Origin of the sequence: Nostoc sp. (assembly GCF_036917235.1) — a bacterium.
GTDB lineage: Bacteria > Cyanobacteriota > Cyanobacteriia > Cyanobacteriales > Nostocaceae > Nostoc.
This window is the reverse complement of sequence record NZ_JBALDU010000017.1, coordinates 1-19,146: the sequence shown is the minus strand read 5'-3', so window position 1 is coordinate 19,146 and position 19,146 is coordinate 1. Positions and strand designations below refer to the sequence as shown.

The following is a 19,146-nucleotide window of genomic DNA, read 5'->3' as shown; positions in this document are numbered from 1 at the left end:
TCGACGTATTATACAAGCGACGATATCCTTCAATTGTTATACTTTCAAACGAGTTCATAATATAGTTATTAGCAACTGTTGTACCTATTGCTTTCTACTGTCCGTACTTTCTGATCTTTTCCCTACTGTAAAGCCTTAAGGCAATTCTTAGCAGTATCGCCAAAATCTGAATAGGTCAACGCGGGCGTTGGCATAACAGCAAAATCAACAAATAATGTGATATATGCCTATACCAAAAGCCACTCATGCCGCAAAATAATCAAACCGCCATCGAATTCCGCGATGTCACCTTTAGCCGCAATCATCGCCCATTGGTGTCAAATCTCAATTTCACCATCCGTCAAGGAGAAGCACTGGTATTACTTGGGCGTAGTGGTAGCGGCAAAACCACGACAATGAAGTTAATTAATCGCCTATTTACACCTACACAAGGCGAAGTTTTATTTGATGGCATTCCCACAACTCAATGGGATGAAATTAAACTGCGGCGAAAAATTGGTTATGTCATTCAAGAAATTGGTTTATTTCCCCATTTCACTGTCGAACGCAATGTGGGTTTAGTCCCGTCTTTGGAAGGTTGGCAACCTAAACAAATTAAAATCCGGGTTTATGAATTGTTGCAATTGGTAGGCTTAGAACCAGCACAATTTGCCACACGTTACCCGCACGAACTTTCAGGAGGACAAAGGCAAAGAGTCGGTGTAGCCAGGGCTTTAGCAGCAGATCCGCCAGTGTTGTTGATGGATGAACCCTTTGGCGCACTCGATCCAATTACGCGGCTAGAACTGCAACAAGAGTTTCGGCATTTGCAGCAAGAATTAGGCAAAACAGTTGTTTTCGTCACCCATGATATTCAAGAAGCCTTAGTTTTGGCATCGAGAATTGGTTTAATGTATGGCGGAGAATTGGTAGTATTGGGGACGAGAGATGAATTTATGCGATCGCAACATCCAGAAAGCCTCGCCTTTCTCCAATGTCTGCGTTCCCTGCAAGATACTTTATGAAAAATTTCTTCCTGGTTAAGTATGCCCCAGAAATTCTTCAGCATACACTCGAACATCTATTTTTAGTAGGCATCGCTATCGGAATTGCCATCCTTGTAGGCATTCCATTAGGTATTTTAATTACACGTAAAACCTATCTCCGCCAACCAATTCTCGGCATAGCAAATATTCTCCAAACTATACCCAGCTTGGCACTCTTTGGTTTACTTATTCCTGTTCCCATAATTGGCGGAATTGGTGCAGTACCAGCAATTGTTGCCCTGACTGTATATTCCTTACTGCCGATAATTCGTAACACTTACACAGGTATTACTAGCGTCGATCCAGCAATTCGGGAAGCTGGGAGAGGCATGGGAATGACAGATAGACAATTATTATTACAAGTTGAGATTCCCTTAGCACTGGGAGTAATTTTGGCAGGTGTGCGAGTTGCAACAGTAATCGCCATAGGTATTGCAACTATTGCCGCCGCAATTGGGGCTGGTGGTTTGGGAGTATTTATTTTTCGCGGCATATCAGTAGTAAACGATCAGTTAATTCTAGCTGGTGCAGTTCCGGCGGCGGTAATTGCATTATTAGCTGACTTTGCAATTGGCTGGATGGAGAATAAACTAAAAATTAAAAGTTAATGAAAAGATTTTTCACGCTTTGCTTTTTAAGTTTTGCCTTGTTATTGGTAATTGTTGGCTGTACGCCGAATTTAAATAGTAATAACGGTGGTAATATTATTGTTGCTTCCAAAGATTTTACCGAACAAGATATTTTAGGTGAACTGTTAGCACAGCAAATTGAGGCGACAACTAATTTAAAAGTAGCTCGTCGTCCCCGTTTAGGTGGTTCTTTTGTTTGTCATAGTGCTATTACTGCTGGCAAAATCGATGCTTATATTGAGTACACAGGCACATCTTTTACTGCAATTTTAAAGCAAAAAGCAGTTAACGATCCTAAAGAAGTTTATGAGAAGTTAAAACAAGCATACTCCCAGCAGTTCAATTTGGAAGTGATGCCCAGCTTGGGTTTTGAAAACACTTTTGCGATGATTGTCCGGGGTGAAGATGCCAGACGTTACAATATTCAAACTCTCTCCCAAGCTACTCAATATACACCGCAGTGGCGTGGCGGTTTCGGTTACGAATTTTTAGAAAGAGAAGATGGTTTTCCCGGATTAGCGAAAACTTACGATTTACGTTTTGCTAAATCTCCGCAAATTATGGACTTGGGTTTAATATATCGTGCTTTGATTCAAAAACAAGTGGATATGGTGGCGGGTAATTCCACTGACGGGCAAATTTCTCGGTTGGGTTTAGTTGTACTCAAAGATGATAAACATTATTTTCCACCTTACGAGACTGTGCCAATTGTCCGACAAGAAATATTAAAAAAATATCCCGAATTAAGAACAGCGATCGCTTCCCTGGCTGGAAAGATTTCGGCAGATGAAATGCGACAGTTAAACTATTTAGTTGAAGGAGAATTACGTGATGTTAAAGATGTTGTCCAGGAGTTTCGCAAATCGAAGGGATTAAATAATTCGTAATTAAGGATAGCCTTTACCCCACCCTAACCCTCCCCTTATAAAGGGGAGGGAACTAGATTTCTTTTTTCCCCACCTTTCCAAGGGGGGATTAAGGGGGGTAATTTGACTTGTGTATATACGGTAGCTTTAGTAAGGGGGGACTACATAGAGGGTCTTGTTATATGCAGCTTCATACAGAATTGGCATAAGTAAGTTCGTAATAAAGACTTTAGTCCTTATCTTTTAAGCACTAAAGTCCTTACCACAAACCCTCAAAACTAGGTTAGACATTGTACTACTGTTGTCCATGCAAATAGTTCTTTAACCACCTAATGACTTCACTTGTTGTTTGCTCATTAGCTATTTGGAGACATTGCTGCACAATTTCTCTGACGTTAGAGAAGTAGTTGCTTTCTGTAAGCACATAACTTTCTCCCTGCAATCGATAAATTAATAACCGATTACTCTTTAATATCCAAACTTCTGGCACTCGATAAGGCAAGAAATCATTAATATCGGTGTAGCTTGTCACATCTATTTCAATTGCTAAATCTGGCGGTGGATCTGACTCCCAATCAATTCTTTTTTTGCCTACTACTGCTCTGCAATTTTCAATGTAAAAGCAAAAGTCTGGCTCTATACCGCTAACCTCTGGCAAGCTCATGGTAATGGGCGTAAATGACTCGTATATGCGGTTTAAATGATCCAGCAAAACCTTAGCAATATCTGCCAACAAACTCGCATCTCTCCCATGTTCTGGTAGCGGTGCCATCAGCAAAATTTCTCCTTTTCGATATTTAATGCGAGGCGAGGAGCGATCGCCTAGTTGCTGACTCAAAACTTGATAATCTTTCCAATCTCCCAAAAGCTTCAACACCGCGCCAGGTGGTAACTCGATTCTTTCTGGTGTAATTACGGTATCCATAATTAGCTCACATTTTAGATATTGGCGTAGACGCGTTGGCGTAGCCTCTCGTAGAGAAGCGGCTTGTCGCCAGACATCGCATTACATCGAGGATAACGATTAAACAACCACAAAATTGTTGTTCGTTAGTGACAACCCAGCAGATAATCCTGTAAATTGCACCTGAGCAAATTGTACTTGAGTAAATTCGCCTGCACTACCATCTTGGTCAAAGAACAATGCACCTGTAGTGGAGTTATAAATAAATCTCTGGGTGCTAGTGGTTGCAGATTCTCCAAGTGTAAACTGACTTGCCTTAAGTACACCTGTTGATAAACCGCCACCAAAACCACCAGCTGACACCTGAATTAGTTCATTCGGTTCATTAACGGCACCAAAGTCACGTATCAGATCGAGACCTTCATCGAAACTACCGAAAACAAAAGTATCAGTACCACCTTCCCCAAAGAGCCTATCATTACCCTTGCCACCGATGATGATAGCATCGCCAATGCCACCTCTGAGGGTATCATCACCATTGCCACCTTGGAGGGTGTTATTACCTGAGGCATAAGAGGCTATCAAGGAATCATTACCATCGCCCCCATCTAATAGATTATTGCCTGTTGAACTGCTAACATCCAATGTATCGTCACCAATACCACCGTTGAGGGTGTTCTCACCAGAGGCGTCAGAAAAGACAGAGAGAAAATCATTACCATCGCCCCCATCTAGGAGGTTATCGTCTGCTGAACCGGAAACATACAATATATCGTTACCAACACCACCGTTGAGGGTGTTATTGCCAGATACGCTACCCTTAACGTAATTTCCGAATTCATCTTCAATGGAACTCAAAGCCTGTAAAGAATCATTGCCATCGCCTCCATTCAGGAGATGATCTCCTGTTGAAAGACTAATATCCAAGAAATCTTCACCAGCGCCGCCATCTATTGTATCGTTACCATTGCCTGAGCGGAGCGTATCATTACCATTGCTTCCCACAAGATAATCATCGTAGTTTGTACCTGTGATATTTAATTGTTCGATATTCTTGTAGCCGAACACTGTTGTGTCCGCCGTCGAAGAAATTACTGCAATGTTAGTAGTCGCATCAAAAGTTGAAGTAATTCCCGTGGTAGCACTGCTATAACTGAAAGACAAGGTGTCGTTACCTGTTCCCCCGTCTACTGTTTGAGTTACTAACGTAGATAGGGAGTAAAAATTTAAAGAATCATCGCCATTCCCACCATTGAGGGTGTTATTGCCGATGCCACCATTGAGAGTATCATTGCCATCGCCACCGTTGAGAGTATTATTGCCATTGCCACCCCTCAAAATATCATTGCCACTTAAGCCTTCAATAATGTCATCACCCCCTTGACCATTGATGACATCATTTGAATTGTCAAATCCACTAACATTGTTGGATAGGTCGTTTAGGAAGGTGACTGTATTTTTTTTTAAGACAGTGGTTTGGGTGGAGTTGGCATCGAAGACATCAAAGCTGTCGGTGATGGTAGTTTGCCCATCAAACAGAATATTGCCTAAATCTACAGTGGCTCCAGTAGATTTAGTTAGGTTATCAAGGTTGGACAGGGCAAAGTTTTCCAGGATGAATCTGGTATCACCATATCCTTGAAAGCCGATTTCTAAACTTGTGCCATTCTGGGTGAGAAGCAAATTGTCGGCAGTAAAGCCAATATTGTCCTTGAATATCAGAGTATCCAGTTCGGCTATGACTGCTGCTGTGGGGTTTGTTCCTTTACCTACTCCACCGAAATCGGCGATCGTATGAGTGCCAGTATTAATCGGGTCTGTGCTTATTTCGCCAATCGTGTTTCTGATTAAGCCGTTGTAAACAAATTTATCCTTACCACCGCCGCCTGTAAGGCTATCATCGCCATTACCGCCTGTAAAGCTATTATCGCCATTACCACCGTTGAGGGTGTTATTACCAGTGGCACCAGAGGCTGTTAGAGTATCATTGCCATCGCCCCCAGAGAGGAGGTTATTGCCAGATGAGCGAGTATTGAAGTAGTTGTCAGTATATAGGTAAAGGTAGCCAGAGATGTCTAGAAAATCATTGCCATCGCCTCCAAAAAGCAGGTTATCGCCTGATGAACCACTAGCATTTAAAGTATCATCACCAGCACCACCGTTGAGGGTGTTATCGCCATCTGAGTAAGAGTCAGACGATGTGTACTCCGCACTCCTTCCATCCCCAGAGATAGAGAGAGAATCATTGCCATCGCCCCCATCTAAGAGGTTATCGCCGAATGAACCGCTAGCATCCAAAGTATCATCACCAGCACCACCGTTGAGGGTATTATTGCCTAAAGAGCGATCGTCGACGTTTCCGTACTCGGAGTAGTACTCATAACTGCCAGAGGCTGTCAGAAAATCATTGCCATCGCCACCATTAAGTAAATTATTGCCTGAGGGGAAATCAGCATCCAAAGAGTCGTCACCAACACCACCATTGAGAGTATTATTGCCCGCACCACCTCTCAAAAAGTCATCGCCACTTAAGCCTTCAATAATGTCATCGCCCCCTTGACCATTGATTACATCATTGGAATTGTCAAATCCACTAACATTGTTAGATAGGTCGTTTAGGAAGGTGAGTGTGTTTTTTTTAAAGACAGTGCTTTGGGTGGAGTTAGCATTGAAGACATCAAAGCTGTCAGTGATGGTAGTTTGCCCATAAAACAGAATATTGCCCAAATCTACACTGGCTCCAGTGGATTTGGTGAGGTTATCGAGGTTTTCTAGGGCAAAGTTTTCCAAAATGATTTTGCGAAAAGTAAACCCTTGAAAGCTGATTTCCAAACTTGTGCCATTCTGCGTGAGGATCAAGTTTTGGGCAGAACTATAGCTCTGGAAATTTAGGGTGTCCACTTCGGCAATGACTGCTGCTGTGGGGTTTGTACCTTTGCCTACTCCACCGAAATCAGCGATCCTATGAATGTAGGTGTAGGCTGAGTTCTCGTCGTAAATAAATATATCGTTGCCACCGCCACCAGTTAGGGTGTCGTAGTAATAAGGCGCCCGTAGGGTATCGTTACCGTTGGTTCCAATAATTGCCATAAGTTTTTCCTACCTGAATCGATTTTTGGAGTAACTTTAGTTGTCAATAATCGAGTTAGTGCTTTTTGATGGCACAAATAATGTGCTAAAAGTTGCAGCTTTCGGCATACTTTATTCAGTCTTTAGATAGAGCCGCAAATCGTTCATTAAAGATTTGCCCTTTAATTCGCTGGCAAACATTACTATCCCAGTATTGAGGACTATCTAAGTCTTAAGCACTGTACAAAATTTAGTTGGTTTGTCAACGCATAAGTCTTACTAGTTTCAAAATAGGTAGGGAACACTTGAGACAGCACAAAACAGGAAATCTATTATGCATTCCTTGTCAGCGTAGCTTGCCGCCGTAGGCATCGCCCTTGAATTTATATCTGGAAAATAGGAAACATCAAAATAACTTGACAATAATTAAATATCGAATATTTACTTAGATGTCTATCTTTTCAAAAAATCTTTGCATACTCTTCATATTTATAATCGTTCAAGCGGGGATAGGAGAGCGATACCTACGGCGGCAAGCTACGCAAACAATGGTAATCAAAATCTGATAAATTAAGTACACCAAGATGCTAAATATGTATAAGCTTTTATGAGGAATGGTATAAAAAAGCTTGCTGTTGCTAAACCCAAGCAAGTTGCGATGCCTGCGGGGGGCGTAGCCATCGCAATCTTTTCTTTCACTGTCTTACTTTACAGCCAAGTAGCATCAGCCGCCTTAACTTTACCCCTACGCAGCAAAAAGGGAATGGTGGTTTCAGCCCATCCCTTAGCAAGTGAAGCGGGAATTTTGATGTTACGCAAAGGTGGTAATGCAGTGGATGCAGCTGTAGCCACAACCTTTGCACTTTCTGTAGTTGAGCCTTTTTCGGCGGGAATCGGCGGCGGCGGATTTTTGCTGATGCACTCTGAGAAAACTGGCGACATGAAAGCGCTAGATTTCCGCGAACGCGCACCCCTGAAAGCTACAAGAAATATGTATTTAGATGCAGCAGGAAAGGTGCGTCCGAATGCAAGTATTAATGGTTATTTGGCAGTAGCGACACCAGGAACAGTAGCAGGACTTTATGAAGTGCATCGTCGCTATGGTAAGCTTTCTTGGCAAGAGGTAATGAAACCTGCGATCGCACTCGCTAAAGATGGCTTTATTCTTGGCAATATGCTAACCCAGAGGCTCAACCAGCGCCAGGAAGCAATTCTCAATAATCCCGCAGCGCGAGAAATTTTCACTCGCAATGGTGAATTTTATCAACCAAGGGAGAAACTTGTGCAGCGCGATCTGGCACGCACTTTAACAGCAATTGCCGAAAATCCCCAAAGTTTTTACACCGGAAGTATTGCTCGTGCGATCGCTTCTGATATGCTAAAAAATGGTGGTTTAATTACTCTCGAAGACCTGAAAGCTTATAAACCAATCTGGCGCACTCCCGTTTGTGGCAACTTCCGCAAAGCTAAAATTTGCTCAATGCCACCACCATCATCAGGAGGCGTTCACCTATTGCAGATTTTAAATATTATCGGTGATACCGATTTGAAATCTTTAGGATGGCATCATCCAGACGCAATACATTTAATGGTAGAGGCAATGAAGATTGCTTATAGCGATCGCTCAAAATATTTAGGCGATCCTGATTTTGTCAAAGTCCCTGTACAAGAACTGCTCAGTCCAGCTTACGCCAAAAAACGCCGTCAAGAAATTAATATGCAAATGGCTCGACCCTCCACCGAAGTCAAGCCAGGAGATTTAAATTCAAAATGTCTGCGTCTTCCTTCATCTGTCCCTACTTCCCCTGCCTCATCCCCTTGTCTTCCCCATGAATCTCTCCAAACCACTCATCTGAATGTTGTGGATGAAGAACACAACGCCGTCAGTCTGACTTTCACCATTAATCTCAGTTTTGGTGCTGGTGTGGTGACACCGACAACTGGAATTATTCTCAATAATGAGATGGATGATTTTGCCGCTGCGCCAGGAGTGCCTAATGCTTTTGGTTTAGTTGGTAACGATGCCAACAGCATTGCACCCCGTAAAACTCCCCTATCCAGCATGACTCCCACAATTGTCACGGAAAATGGTCATTTTCGGATGGCAGCAGGCGCGCCTGGTGGTAGCACCATCATCACCCAGGTTTTGCAATTAATCCTGAATGTGCTGGAATACAACATGGATGTTGGTGCGGCTGTTTCTGTTCCACGCATACATCATCAATGGCTGCCAGATGAGTTGCGCGTCGAATCCTGGGGCTTGGATGCTCTGACTTTGCAAGACTTACGCCGGCGGGGGCACAAAATCAAGGAAACTACTCCTTGGGGTAATGGTAACGCGATCGCTGTTACATCTGATGGAACTTTAGAAGGAGCCGCCGATCCTCGCGGTGAAGGTTCCCCCAGAGGTTTGTGAGGGAGACGCGGGGACGCAAAAAATAACTAATGACAAATGACTAATGACTATTGATTTTGAATTGTTGACTCTGCGTAGCTGTTGCTACCAAACTCGTTTGCCCGTGCGCTAGGTACTAGTGTCCAACCTGCTTTCAAAAGTTTTTGATAAGTTGCCCAACCTTTAGAACCACCTGGTATTTGATAATCTGGGACTGCAAAATGTCCAAAAGCTGTGTAAGGACGCCAGGATTGATTGGCTTCTGTCTGCAAATACAAAATTTTCTCTCCGTCGCCACCAGACTTAGACAACCAGCACATTTGTCGATGCATTGCAAACTCCTTTGCTTTTAGCTAATGATGCATAATAGCTGATCTTTGTCAAGCTAATTATCATCCTTGGGGATAATTTTTGCCTAATACTTTAGACAAAATGTAATTAAGTTCTATCCACTACAGGATAATTGCTTAACAACTCATAGCCTAGAAGACAGCTGCTAAAGGGACATAAAGATAAACAGCTTTGCCTCACCTTGCTTATTAGGTGAGATTTTTCCCATGTTATCCGCGTTTTTTGCGATCGTGTGTAACAATAACTACTGTTTTAGCTGAGGCTCGGAATCAGCCTATTTGTTTTTCTGCTTACACATATAAGCGCAGATTTTAGAAGTTAATTATAAAGTTCCGTTGATTAGAAAAATTGTAGGTTGGGTTAAGCAAAGCGCAACCCAACAAACTTCGGAAATCTTGGGTTCCCCTTCGGGAAGCAAGCTACGTTCCTCAAACCAACCTATAGATATCATTAAGTGTTTAACCGAAACTGATATTAGAAATAATTTATAAACTGTAGGGTGGAATAGCACTTACTTAAGCTAGATTTAAATACCCGACTTCTTCAAGAAGTCGGGTATCTGGACAGCAATTTCGGTTATTAGAAGGATGGAGCATACAACTTATCGCCGACAATCTGGCGAATTGTCTCTACTAGTTGGCTGTATGCAAAGTTAGATAAAACTGGTTGTGCTGTTTCCAAGTGAATCGATCGATCTAAATCAATCCATGACTTGCAGCCAGCGTATTTAGCGTAATAGGGAATTTCTTGCTCTTGCGGTAGTTTATATGTCCGCAGGAGGAGAATATAAAGGGGCTGACGTGCTTTCCATTTGAGGCGATCGCTAATAAAATGCTCGTTCCAAATATGGAAGGGAAGTAAGGTGTTGACAATAGACTCGTCACTCACTGGCAAAATATCTGTAATTTCAGCCCAACTGCCAATGCGAACTGTTTCAGGATGCCAGCCTGATGTTACAGGATAGACATTACTGGCGTATTCAGCTTTCAGCATGAAAGCTTGTTGATGTTCATAAGTAGGGTAAAGCAGAATTTGCTTGTGGGCAACTTGAAAATGTCCATGTCGTTCGTGGATACCGCCTTTGCGGAGCAACATAATTGTTTTGCCATCTTCCAAGGCATTTATGGCCACTGCCCATTCTTTGAGAGCATGAAAAGTTGTAGTCAATTCCATCGGCATCTACTGTAACTCTGATTTAATTTGAAGCTAAGACTGATAAAGTATGAACCTGTCCAAGGCAATGAATTAGGAAGCAGTTATGGAAAAGCGATCGCTAGGTACAAGTGAAGTCAAAATCACACCCATCCTCATGGGAACTTGGCAAGCTGGTAAAAGAATGTGGGTGGGAATTGAGGATGCTGACTCGATTAAAACCATTCGAGCCGCTTATGAAGCTGGGATTACGACAATTGACACTGCTGAAGTATATGGTGAAGGACACTCGGAGCAAATTGTCGCTGAAGCTTTATCTGATGTACGAACTCACGTGCAATATGCCACGAAAGTTTTTGCTAACCATCTCAAGTATGAACAAGTGATTGAAGCTTGCGATCGTTCCCTAAAAAACCTGAAAACTGATTACATCGACCTTTACCAAATACATTGGCCCTCCGGCGCTTTCAATAGTGAAATAGTACCTATCGAAGAAACTATGAGCGCTCTTAACTTACTCAAAGAGCAAGGTAAAATTCGAGCAATCGGTGTTTCCAACTTTTCTCACGCCCAGTTAGCAAAAGCAGCAAGTTATGGACGTATTGATAGTTTACAACCACCCTATTCTTTATTCTGGAGACAGGTAGAACAAGATGCATTTCCCTATTGTATCGAAAACAATATTTCTATCCTTGCTTATTCGCCTTTAGCACAGGGGTTGTTAACGGGAAGGTTTTCTCTCGGTCATAAATTTGACCCGACAGATAACCGTGCTAAAAATAAACTGTTTCAAGGCGAAAACTTTGAACGTGCTCAACAAGCGCTAGAAAAACTGCGTCCTATAGCCCTTCTTCATGATTGTACCCTTGCTCAGTTAGCTTTAGCCTGGTTAATTGCTCAACCTCAAACAAATGCGATTGCCGGAGCGCGTTATCCCGAACAAGCACGAGACAACGCATTAGCTGCCCAAATTCAGCTTTCCACCGCCGAAATAGCAGAAATTGATGCCATTGGCCGTATTGTCACTGACCATCTGGATGACAATCAGATTATGTGGGATTGATGACAATGCAGTTTAGTTATTATGCTTAATCTATTCAAGATCCCTATAACTTTCTTCAAAAGAAAGCTGGGGATCAAATTTATGGCTCTAGATTGCAAAATCTAACAAAACGTCAACTTTCGTAAACCAAGGGTTGCAACTCACAAATTAAGTGATAACTTAAATAGTAGGACACCAAACAAAATAGAACCAAACAAAAAGGGTCAATGACCTAGTGTCCCCTTGTCATCAGCCCAAGCAAGTTTCAGCATATCAAATGTGATAGAAGTGGCAAAAAGCCTAATGTAAAAGGCAAAGCCAAATCCTAAAGCGGAAAAACGCAAGAATGCTGAGTTTGTTAGTTTTTCAGTCCACCCTAGTTATTAACTTTCAGCTAGTTAATTAGTTTAAAATTTGAAATCTGTAAACTCGATAAAACCTGGTCAACCTCGACCAGGTTTTTGGTATTTTATTGTAATATGATTTTCTCGGTACGGCAGGGTTTACTGGTGGGGCTTTGTTGAGTTGAGCGACAGATAAACCCAACAAAGAAGTCTCAATAATGTTGGTTTACCCTTTTCCTTTGGAGACGCTACGTTCCACCCAACCTACATCAGTATATTTTTAGTCTTAACTGAACTGTATTGAAGCGTACTGGACTCTAGCTAATTTTCCAGCAGGGAATAAAATAGGACAGCAACATATCCTGCTAGGAGAATTTGATGAAAAATTATCGCTTTTTAAATAAGATTACTACAGCTATGATTGTAGCTGCTCTTTCTTTTTCCTGTAAGTCTTCTGTTAGTAGAAATGCAGAACAGGCAAAAGCAACTGAGAAACCGAAGCCACAACAAAATCTTATCTATGGCGATTTAATTATTAAAGAACAATCAAATTATCTGATGATTCCTGTTAGTCTTGCAGAGCAGAATGAAGATAAAGGAGTTGATTTAAACCTTTCACGTTCTTATGAAAATGGAAGAAATAATCAGTTATATAATATCATCTTTTATCAAAAGCAAGGTAGTGAAGCTCATCTTTTATTAAATAAAAAAGCCATTATCGCCTCCTTCGATTTATTGGAGGTAAAAGCGGCAAAAAAGCCAAATACAAGAGTTTGGTTATATAAAATCATTGACCAAGATACAAATATAGATAAAAAACTTAATAGCGAAGATGCTACTATTGGCTATCTTTCTGATTTATCAGGTAAGAACCTCCAGCAAATTACCCCAAATAATACTCGAATCATCAGTTGGGTTGTTGTTCCAGGTCAAAATGCAATTTTTCTAAAAATTCTTAAAGACTCAGATAATAATAAAAAATTTACAAAAGAAGATAAAATAAATTTTGTGAGGGTTAATCTCGATAAAATCGGTATGGGAACTGAAATTATCAGTGACCAAATAGAGCAAGAAATTAAATCCTACATTTTTAAATAAGCTTTTTTGTAGTAAGCGCCTCCAGACGCTTACTACAAACCTTTAATCCAATACGCTTGGGTTAAGGGTTATTGGTGTAGATAACTGGTTTTTCAAGACGCGATAAATCGCGTCTCTACATGATGGTTTTGTTGCTCATTCTGAACTGTATTGGCATTTACAAAACCCAATCGCGTAAAAGTTGGTTTACTCTATCGGGTACTTCGTCGTGGGGACAATGACCGGCTGTTAAGAAATGCTCTGTGAGTTGAGGATAATATTGACGAAACTTTAGAGAACGTTGTCTAGCATTCATCCAAGGGTCAGCCTCTCCCCATAACATCAACAGAGAACAAGTTAATTGCTTTAGTAATACATCAACTTTTTCCCCTTGAGGACTGCTAAAAACTGAAACAAATACATCCAATGCACCTGGATCAAAAGCAGGACGATAAATTTCTTCTACCAATTGATCTGTAACTGCACTTTTATCAAGATATACCTTTTCTAAAGTTTGGCGAATTACCCAACGTTGTCGCACGTATTGAAATAACACAAACTGAGCTAAAGGTTGTTGAAAAATCCATTTACCTGAGTCACCCAGGAGTTTCTCTAAAGAAGAGCGTTGTTTGGGTGGCTGAATTTCACTTTGCAAAGCTTCCGGTTCAGATGTGGGCTGGCTTTCGCTAAAAGGCCCGGCACTATTGAGCAAAACTAAACCAGCTGCACTGTCGGGACGTTGTGCTGCAACACACAAGCAAGCATAACCACCAAGGGAATTACCTGCTAATACTGCTTTTTGACCAATCACTTCGCTGATAAAATCATGGAGTTGGTCGCGCCATAAGTCGCCACTGTACTGCAATTTTGGTTTCGCCGATCGCCCAAATCCCAAAAGGTCGATCGCAAATACTTCAAAATCTTGACACAATCCTGTGATATTCTTGCGCCAGTGGTCTGTGGAAGCACCAAAACCATGTACCAAAAGTAAGGGCGGACGTTCCGCTTGCTTCTCTCCCGCACGCACGTAGTAAACGTTGTGCCCGCGCCACTGCCAATATTTACCTGGAATTGGAGTTGTAGAGGGGGCTGTAGTTGCCTGCATGATTTAAAGAAGTGTTAAGTAGTCTTTTAATAATTGTAGGCTAGGTGAGGAGATTGAGGCAGGGGAGCAGGGGAGCAGGGGAGCAGGGGAGCAGTGGGGACAAATGACAAATACAACTCTAGGAGGGGCTGCGCCAACGACTATGCTCAGTACAAATGACTAATGACTAATGACTAAAAAAATTACAGGGAAAACTAAATTACTAGGAGTCATTGGACATCCGGTGGAGCATTCGCTGTCGCCAGTGATGCATAATGCAGCGATCGCACAATTAGGATTAGATTATATCTATCTGCCTTTTCCGATTGAACCACAGAATTTAGAGGTAGCGATCGCAGGTTTCGCGGCTGTTGGAGTTGTCGGCTTTAGTGTGACAATACCTCACAAACAAGCAATCATCCCTTTACTCTCAGAAATTACGCCCCTCGCTCAAACTATTGGAGCCGTGAATACTGTTAGCCGCCAAAATCAAAAATGGGTAGGCACAAATACAGATATAGAAGGATTTATCGCCCCTTTGCAGACAACATATAAACAAGATTGGAGTCAGCAGGTAGCGGTAATTTTAGGTAATGGTGGTGCAGCAAGAGCTGTTGTAGCAGGTTGTATTCAGCTAGGTTTTGCCCAAATTCATGTTGTTGGGCGCAATATGCAGAGATTAAAAGAATTCCGCAATAGTTGGAGCAATTCAACCCTAGCTGAGAAATTCCAGGTTCATCAATGGGAGGAATTACCAAAGCTCATTCCCCAAGCAAATCTGTTGGTAAACACAACTCCGATTGGGATGTATCCCAAAGTCGATGAATCGCCTTTGAGTGTAGAAGAAATCGCAAATTTACCAACGGGTGCGATCGCTTACGATTTAATATATATTCCTAAACCAACGCAATTTCTAGAGCAAGCAGAAAAACAAGGCGCAATTGCAATTGACGGATTAGAAATGCTAGTTCAACAAGGGGTAGCAGCATTAAAAATCTGGTTGCATCTGGAAACTTTGCCTGTAGAAGTGATGCGCCAAGCCTTACAAAATCACCTGGGTTTGGGGAAATGAGGGTTCTATATGACTCCTACTTGATTTTTAAACAGGATTAAAAGTCAATCCAGTAATTAGGCATCCTTTATGGATGCCTGTCAGTATGAACTCAGCCATTAATTAGATTTTCTATAGTATCGGCATCGTTTGGTAATGCAGCTGTTAAAACTTCGCTGCCTTCTGTAGTAACTAAAACATCATCTTCAATGCGAATTCCCCGGACATCGGCGAATTCAGATAAACGCTGCCAATTCACCACATTCTGATATTTGGAACGAACATTAACATCATTTAAAATTGCTGGTACTTGATAAAAACCAGGTTCAATAGTGACTAACATTCCTGGACGCAGGGGACGATTTAAACGGAGATAGCTTAAGCCAAAGCGATCGCTCCTTGCACGTCCTTCTTCATACCCAGCTAAATCGCCCAAATCTTCCATATCATGGACATCTAAACCCAGTAAATGACCGATTCCATGAGGAAAAAACAGCGCGTGGGCATCGATTTCTACTAAATCTTGGGGATTTCCTTGTAAAATGCCTAACTCTACTAAACCTTCAGCGATCGCTGTAGCCGCTTGCAGGTGAATATCCCCATACTCTACACCAGGCTGGATTTTGGCAATGCAAGCATCATGGGCTGCCAAAACGACATTATAAATATCTCTTTGAGTAGATGAAAACTTACCCGAAACTGGCCAAGTGCGAGTCACATCACCAGCCCAACCTGCCTCAGTTTCAGCGCCAACATCGGCAAGCAGTAAATCACCTGGTTGCAAACTATGGTGATAATGCTCGTTATGCAAAACTTCACCGTGAACAGTGACAATACTGTTGTAAGAGGTGGTCATATTGTGAGCAATAATCACCCCTTCCATCGCTGCCCGAACTTCTGCTTCTAGTTTGGCTTGGGGTGTTGCTGCCATCCCCGCTTTGTGAGCTTTTACAGTCACAGCAGCAGCTTTTCGCAACTCAGTTAATGCAGCAGCATCGTGAGAGAGGCGGAGAGAAACGATCGCCTTAGCTAACTCCAAGTCAATTCCTTGGGGAGGACTTTGTGGTAAAACCCATCTATTTAATAGCTGCGATTGCTGCGTCCAAGTAGCTGCATCTTGGACGGCAAGTGTAGCGGCATCTTCTAGCCAAGACTCTAATTCTGCCATTGGTCGAGCCACATCCGCCCCAATCTTTTCGGCTATTACTTCGCGCGTTGGCATTTCTCCATGCCAAAGGGCGCTGCTGGGTGACGGATCGTCGATGAATAGTTCTAGTTTGCCAGCTTCTAGACGAATTGCCGCCTTTGGTAATGGCAGTCCGGCGAAATAAAGGAAATGACTGTTAGCACGAAATGGAAAGGAATTTGCCGGAAAGTTGCGCGAATTATTACTACCTGACCACAGAATTGCCGGAAAATCAATCAGCTTGGCTAATTGTTGCCGTCTGTGGCGTAAAGTCTCGCCGAGGGAAGTAGAAGTTTGTTGGATAAGCATAAATGTAAACTCAAAGAAAAGGATAAAGGTGATAGTTTTGCCTTTATTTAGTCGTTATCGTCTTTATCGTCATCTTTTTTATCATTTTTGCGATCGCCATCTTTTTTATCATTTTTGCGATCGCCATTTTTGTCGTCGTCATCTCTGTCTTTCTGGTTAGGTTGTACGACTGGTTTTTGTTGCTCAGTTGGTGCAGGTGGCTGCGGGGCTTCAACAACACAACTAACTAATCCTCCAGAAATTAGCGCTAAGTTGACAGCAGCAAAGATGCTTCTGAAGATTTTTATCCTCACGTTTTCGGTTTGCTTTAACATTGACTCTAGTTTTTGGAGATTGTATTCCTAATTTATAAGGTACTGTATATAGTGGTTCTCATTAAACAAGTAGGGGCACACCCATTGGTGTCAACTTAACGCTAAACCCGCTTGGTGAAAACGTTTTACCCTCACCCCCAGCCCCTCTCCCATTCGTGAGAGGGGAGCTAGACATTCAATTAATTCCCCTTCTCCCAAGGGAGAAAGGGTTAGGGGATGAGGGCGTGAGGGATTAGCAAAACGCCTGTCTAATATAATTTTCGGCTTAAGACACGTATGGGGCACGCCGCGCTCCTACACCTTGCTACTGATAAATATATTGCTGTCTAACTTTCAAGGTGACTCTATCTAATGGGACAAATCATTACTCAGGTTGATGCTTTTACCAACACACCTTTTGCAGGTAATCCTGCTGCTGTCTGTGTTTTGCCTACTCCTGAAGACGATGGCTGGATGCAAAATGTAGCTCAGGAAATGAATTTATCTGAGACGGCTTTTTTAGTCAGACAGGATAATGGTTTCAATCTGCGTTGGTTTACGCCCACGGTAGAAGTGCCGCTTTGTGGTCACGCAACCTTAGCTAGTGCCCATGTACTTTGGTCAGAGGGACATTTATCACCTGATGAAGTTGCGCGTTTTTATACCAAAAGTGGAGTGCTGATTGCTAAATTGCAAGGTGAATGGATTGAGTTAGATTTTCCCGTGAATCATTCACAAGTAATCATCGCACCTCCAGAACTCAAAGTTGCTTTGGGTGTACCATACAGATTTACCTTGCAGAATTCATTAGCTTATTTAGTGGAATTAGAATCGGAAGATTTGGTGCGGCAAATGCAGCCTAATTTTCAACTATTAAAAACTTTACCACTTGGTAAGGTTATAGTTACTAGCTTGACTAATCCTGATTCAGATTATGATTTTGTCTCTCGTTTCTTTGCACCAGAGGTAGGCATTGATGAAGATCCGGTAACTGGTTCAGCCCATTGTTGCCTGGCTGCGTTCTGGCGCGATCGCTTGCGAAAAAATCACTTCTTAGCTTATCAAGCATCTAGTCGCGGTGGCGTGGTGAAAGTGTATTATGACGGAGGCGATCGCGTCATTCTCGCCGGACAAGCGGTAACTGTGTTGCGAGGTGAGTTATTTCCCGCATAGGTAAATGTCGCTGCGAGTAAGGTTGATGCTGAGATGGTAGGCGTGGATTTAACTTTTCAGACATCCTTTAATAAAAAACTTGCAAGTGAGGTGAAAAAATGGCAGCCGAGTATGATAGCATAGCTCTCCAGTTTCAAAAACTTAACAAATTGCCTTATCGCTTGTATGGCGAGGCATATACATACTTAAATTTAATCGGAGATGTTGCCGGGAAATCAATCCTCGATCTAGCTTGTGGAGAAGGATTTTTCACACGATTGCTCAAACAGAATGGCGCTGCACGTTTGGTTGGTGTAGATATTTCCTCAGAAATGATAAAGTTGGCAAGACTTGAAGAAGCCTCTGTGCCACTTAAAATTGAATATATCATCGGTGATGTCATGGAAATTGGTTCTATTGGCAGCTTCGATCTTGTGGTAGCTTCCTACTTGCTGAATTACGCTTCAACTAAAGAGCAACTACTCAAAATGTGTCAGGCCATAGCAATTCATCTGAAACCTGGTGGTCGATTCGTCAGTTTGAACAATAATTTAGAACTGCTTCCAGAGTTTTATGATAAACATAAGAAATATGGTATTGCTAGGAGATGTGCTGACTCGCTCCAAGAAGGTACGCCCATAACCTTAACATTGAGCATTCCTGATGACAGTGAGTCTATCACTATTGATAACTACTACCTCAGCAAAGCGACTTATGAATGGGCCTTGATGAGTGCTGGTTTTAAAGAGATCCACTGGCACCATCCAATAGTCTCTCCCAAAGGCATAGAGAAATTTGGCTCCGAGTTCTGGCAGGATTACATTGACTATCCCGATACGATCGGCATTACCTGCCTAAAATAGCTGTCAATGCGGTTGGTTATATCATGTCTGCCAAATCATCCATAAAGAACCCCACCCCGCTCTTCGGGCTACGGTGTATACACAAGTCTGAAATAGTTGATTAACCAAGATTTTACCCCACCCTAACCCTCCCCTTGCAAAGGGGAGGGAACTGGATTCTTTGCAAGGCTACGGTGTACACACAAGTCTTTGAGAGTTGCCTCACAGCGTTTAGATCCCCCCTAGCCCCCCTTAAAAAGAGGGGAACCGGAATCAAAGTCCCCCTTTTTAAGCAGGGCTGATTCATTCCCTAAAACAGGTAAAATTGCAAGTGTTGAGGGGAGGAAAATTATGGGTAGTTCTCTGATTGAACAA

Annotated in this window: 16 protein-coding genes; 9 read left to right on the top strand and 7 right to left on the bottom strand. The window is 42.3% G+C overall.

Annotation, left to right across the window (positions count from 1 at the left end):
- Positions 1 to 245 precede the first annotated feature (245 nt).
- Genes V7K44_RS05635 through V7K44_RS05625 form a run of 3 tightly spaced genes read left to right on the top strand, consistent with a single transcriptional unit; the run spans position 246 to position 2,541 of the window.
- On the top strand, positions 246 to 1,004 hold the full coding sequence (locus V7K44_RS05635; protein WP_334929455.1) for an ATP-binding cassette domain-containing protein: 759 nt from the start codon (positions 246 to 248) through the stop codon (positions 1,002 to 1,004).
- Positions 1,001 to 1,633, top strand: a complete 633-nt coding sequence (locus V7K44_RS05630) for an ABC transporter permease (RefSeq protein ID WP_334929453.1) — start codon at positions 1,001 to 1,003, stop codon at positions 1,631 to 1,633. Before V7K44_RS05635 ends, V7K44_RS05630 begins: the two co-directional genes overlap by 4 nt.
- On the top strand, positions 1,633 to 2,541 hold the full coding sequence (locus V7K44_RS05625; RefSeq protein ID WP_334929451.1) for a glycine betaine ABC transporter substrate-binding protein: 909 nt from the start codon (positions 1,633 to 1,635) through the stop codon (positions 2,539 to 2,541). The genes V7K44_RS05630 and V7K44_RS05625 overlap by 1 nt, the downstream gene beginning before the upstream one ends.
- Before the next feature lie 274 nt (positions 2,542 to 2,815).
- On the opposite strand, the gene V7K44_RS05620 is transcribed toward V7K44_RS05625, so the two are convergent.
- Both V7K44_RS05620 and V7K44_RS05615 read right to left on the bottom strand, forming a co-directional pair.
- Positions 2,816 to 3,445, bottom strand: coding sequence for a Uma2 family endonuclease (locus tag V7K44_RS05620; protein ID WP_334929449.1), 630 nt, complete (start codon positions 3,443 to 3,445; stop codon positions 2,816 to 2,818).
- Positions 3,446 to 3,544: 99 nt separating this feature from the next.
- Positions 3,545 to 6,514 (bottom strand): beta strand repeat-containing protein, encoded by a 2,970-nt coding sequence (locus V7K44_RS05615; protein ID WP_334929447.1) that lies wholly within the window; start codon positions 6,512 to 6,514, stop codon positions 3,545 to 3,547.
- Between the two features lie 637 nt (positions 6,515 to 7,151).
- Here V7K44_RS05615 and ggt point away from each other — a divergent pair.
- Positions 7,152 to 8,909, top strand: coding sequence for a gamma-glutamyltransferase (ggt, locus tag V7K44_RS05610; RefSeq protein ID WP_334929479.1), 1,758 nt, complete (start codon positions 7,152 to 7,154; stop codon positions 8,907 to 8,909).
- Positions 8,910 to 8,956: 47 nt separating this feature from the next.
- Here ggt and V7K44_RS05605 read toward each other — a convergent pair whose 3' ends face one another.
- On the bottom strand, positions 8,957 to 9,220 hold the full coding sequence (locus tag V7K44_RS05605) for a hypothetical protein (protein WP_289795907.1): 264 nt from the start codon (positions 9,218 to 9,220) through the stop codon (positions 8,957 to 8,959).
- Between the two features lie 598 nt (positions 9,221 to 9,818).
- Positions 9,819 to 10,418, bottom strand: a complete 600-nt coding sequence (locus V7K44_RS05600; protein WP_334929444.1) for a DUF1802 family protein — start codon at positions 10,416 to 10,418, stop codon at positions 9,819 to 9,821.
- A 79-nt stretch (positions 10,419 to 10,497) separates the two neighbouring features.
- On the opposite strand from V7K44_RS05600, the gene V7K44_RS05595 reads away from it, so the two are divergent.
- Positions 10,498 to 11,454: an aldo/keto reductase gene (locus tag V7K44_RS05595; RefSeq protein ID WP_334929442.1), complete on the top strand. Its 957-nt coding sequence runs from the start codon at positions 10,498 to 10,500 to the stop codon at positions 11,452 to 11,454.
- Positions 11,455 to 12,155: 701 nt separating this feature from the next.
- Positions 12,156 to 12,875, top strand: coding sequence for a hypothetical protein (locus V7K44_RS05590; protein ID WP_334929440.1), 720 nt, complete (start codon positions 12,156 to 12,158; stop codon positions 12,873 to 12,875).
- A 157-nt stretch (positions 12,876 to 13,032) separates the two neighbouring features.
- Here the strand turns inward: V7K44_RS05590 and V7K44_RS05585 are convergent, their stop codons facing one another.
- Positions 13,033 to 13,959 (bottom strand): alpha/beta fold hydrolase, encoded by a 927-nt coding sequence (locus tag V7K44_RS05585; RefSeq protein ID WP_334929439.1) that lies wholly within the window; start codon positions 13,957 to 13,959, stop codon positions 13,033 to 13,035.
- 169 nt (positions 13,960 to 14,128) lie between these two features.
- Between V7K44_RS05585 and V7K44_RS05580 the strand changes: the two genes are divergently transcribed.
- A complete protein-coding gene (locus V7K44_RS05580; RefSeq protein WP_334929437.1) occupies positions 14,129 to 15,010 on the top strand; it encodes a shikimate dehydrogenase in 882 nt (293 codons plus the stop codon).
- 91 nt (positions 15,011 to 15,101) lie between these two features.
- Here V7K44_RS05580 and V7K44_RS05575 read toward each other — a convergent pair whose 3' ends face one another.
- On the bottom strand, positions 15,102 to 16,484 hold the full coding sequence (locus V7K44_RS05575; protein ID WP_334929435.1) for an aminopeptidase P family protein: 1,383 nt from the start codon (positions 16,482 to 16,484) through the stop codon (positions 15,102 to 15,104).
- A 47-nt stretch (positions 16,485 to 16,531) separates the two neighbouring features.
- Complete coding sequence (locus V7K44_RS05570; protein WP_334929433.1) at positions 16,532 to 16,798, bottom strand: hypothetical protein; 267 nt, start codon at positions 16,796 to 16,798, stop codon at positions 16,532 to 16,534.
- A 351-nt stretch (positions 16,799 to 17,149) separates the two neighbouring features.
- Between V7K44_RS05570 and V7K44_RS05565 the strand changes: the two genes are divergently transcribed.
- Complete coding sequence (locus tag V7K44_RS05565; protein WP_334929431.1) at positions 17,150 to 17,950, top strand: PhzF family phenazine biosynthesis protein; 801 nt, start codon at positions 17,150 to 17,152, stop codon at positions 17,948 to 17,950.
- A gap of 98 nt (positions 17,951 to 18,048) precedes the next feature.
- Positions 18,049 to 18,792 (top strand): class I SAM-dependent methyltransferase, encoded by a 744-nt coding sequence (locus V7K44_RS05560; RefSeq protein ID WP_334929430.1) that lies wholly within the window; start codon positions 18,049 to 18,051, stop codon positions 18,790 to 18,792.
- Positions 18,793 to 19,146: the final 354 nt, after the last annotated feature.

What these genes read in the sequence shown, in the direction of transcription:
- V7K44_RS05635 (WP_334929455.1), top strand. Translation starts at nt 246, where the DNA reads ATGCCGCAAAATAATCAAACCGCCATCGAATTCCGCGATGTCACCTTT.
- V7K44_RS05630 (WP_334929453.1), top strand. Translation starts at nt 1,001, where the DNA reads ATGAAAAATTTCTTCCTGGTTAAGTATGCCCCAGAAATTCTTCAGCAT.
- V7K44_RS05625 (WP_334929451.1), top strand. Translation starts at nt 1,633, where the DNA reads ATGAAAAGATTTTTCACGCTTTGCTTTTTAAGTTTTGCCTTGTTATTG.
- V7K44_RS05620 (WP_334929449.1), bottom strand. Translation starts at nt 3,445, where the DNA reads ATGGATACCGTAATTACACCAGAAAGAATCGAGTTACCACCTGGCGCG.
- V7K44_RS05615 (WP_334929447.1), bottom strand. Translation starts at nt 6,514, where the DNA reads ATGGCAATTATTGGAACCAACGGTAACGATACCCTACGGGCGCCTTAT.
- ggt (WP_334929479.1), top strand. Translation starts at nt 7,152, where the DNA reads ATGCCTGCGGGGGGCGTAGCCATCGCAATCTTTTCTTTCACTGTCTTA.
- V7K44_RS05605 (WP_289795907.1), bottom strand. Translation starts at nt 9,220, where the DNA reads ATGCATCGACAAATGTGCTGGTTGTCTAAGTCTGGTGGCGACGGAGAG.
- V7K44_RS05600 (WP_334929444.1), bottom strand. Translation starts at nt 10,418, where the DNA reads ATGCCGATGGAATTGACTACAACTTTTCATGCTCTCAAAGAATGGGCA.
- V7K44_RS05595 (WP_334929442.1), top strand. Translation starts at nt 10,498, where the DNA reads ATGGAAAAGCGATCGCTAGGTACAAGTGAAGTCAAAATCACACCCATC.
- V7K44_RS05590 (WP_334929440.1), top strand. Translation starts at nt 12,156, where the DNA reads ATGAAAAATTATCGCTTTTTAAATAAGATTACTACAGCTATGATTGTA.
- V7K44_RS05585 (WP_334929439.1), bottom strand. Translation starts at nt 13,959, where the DNA reads ATGCAGGCAACTACAGCCCCCTCTACAACTCCAATTCCAGGTAAATAT.
- V7K44_RS05580 (WP_334929437.1), top strand. Translation starts at nt 14,129, where the DNA reads ATGACTAAAAAAATTACAGGGAAAACTAAATTACTAGGAGTCATTGGA.
- V7K44_RS05575 (WP_334929435.1), bottom strand. Translation starts at nt 16,484, where the DNA reads ATGCTTATCCAACAAACTTCTACTTCCCTCGGCGAGACTTTACGCCAC.
- V7K44_RS05570 (WP_334929433.1), bottom strand. Translation starts at nt 16,798, where the DNA reads ATGTTAAAGCAAACCGAAAACGTGAGGATAAAAATCTTCAGAAGCATC.
- V7K44_RS05565 (WP_334929431.1), top strand. Translation starts at nt 17,150, where the DNA reads ATGGGACAAATCATTACTCAGGTTGATGCTTTTACCAACACACCTTTT.
- V7K44_RS05560 (WP_334929430.1), top strand. Translation starts at nt 18,049, where the DNA reads ATGGCAGCCGAGTATGATAGCATAGCTCTCCAGTTTCAAAAACTTAAC.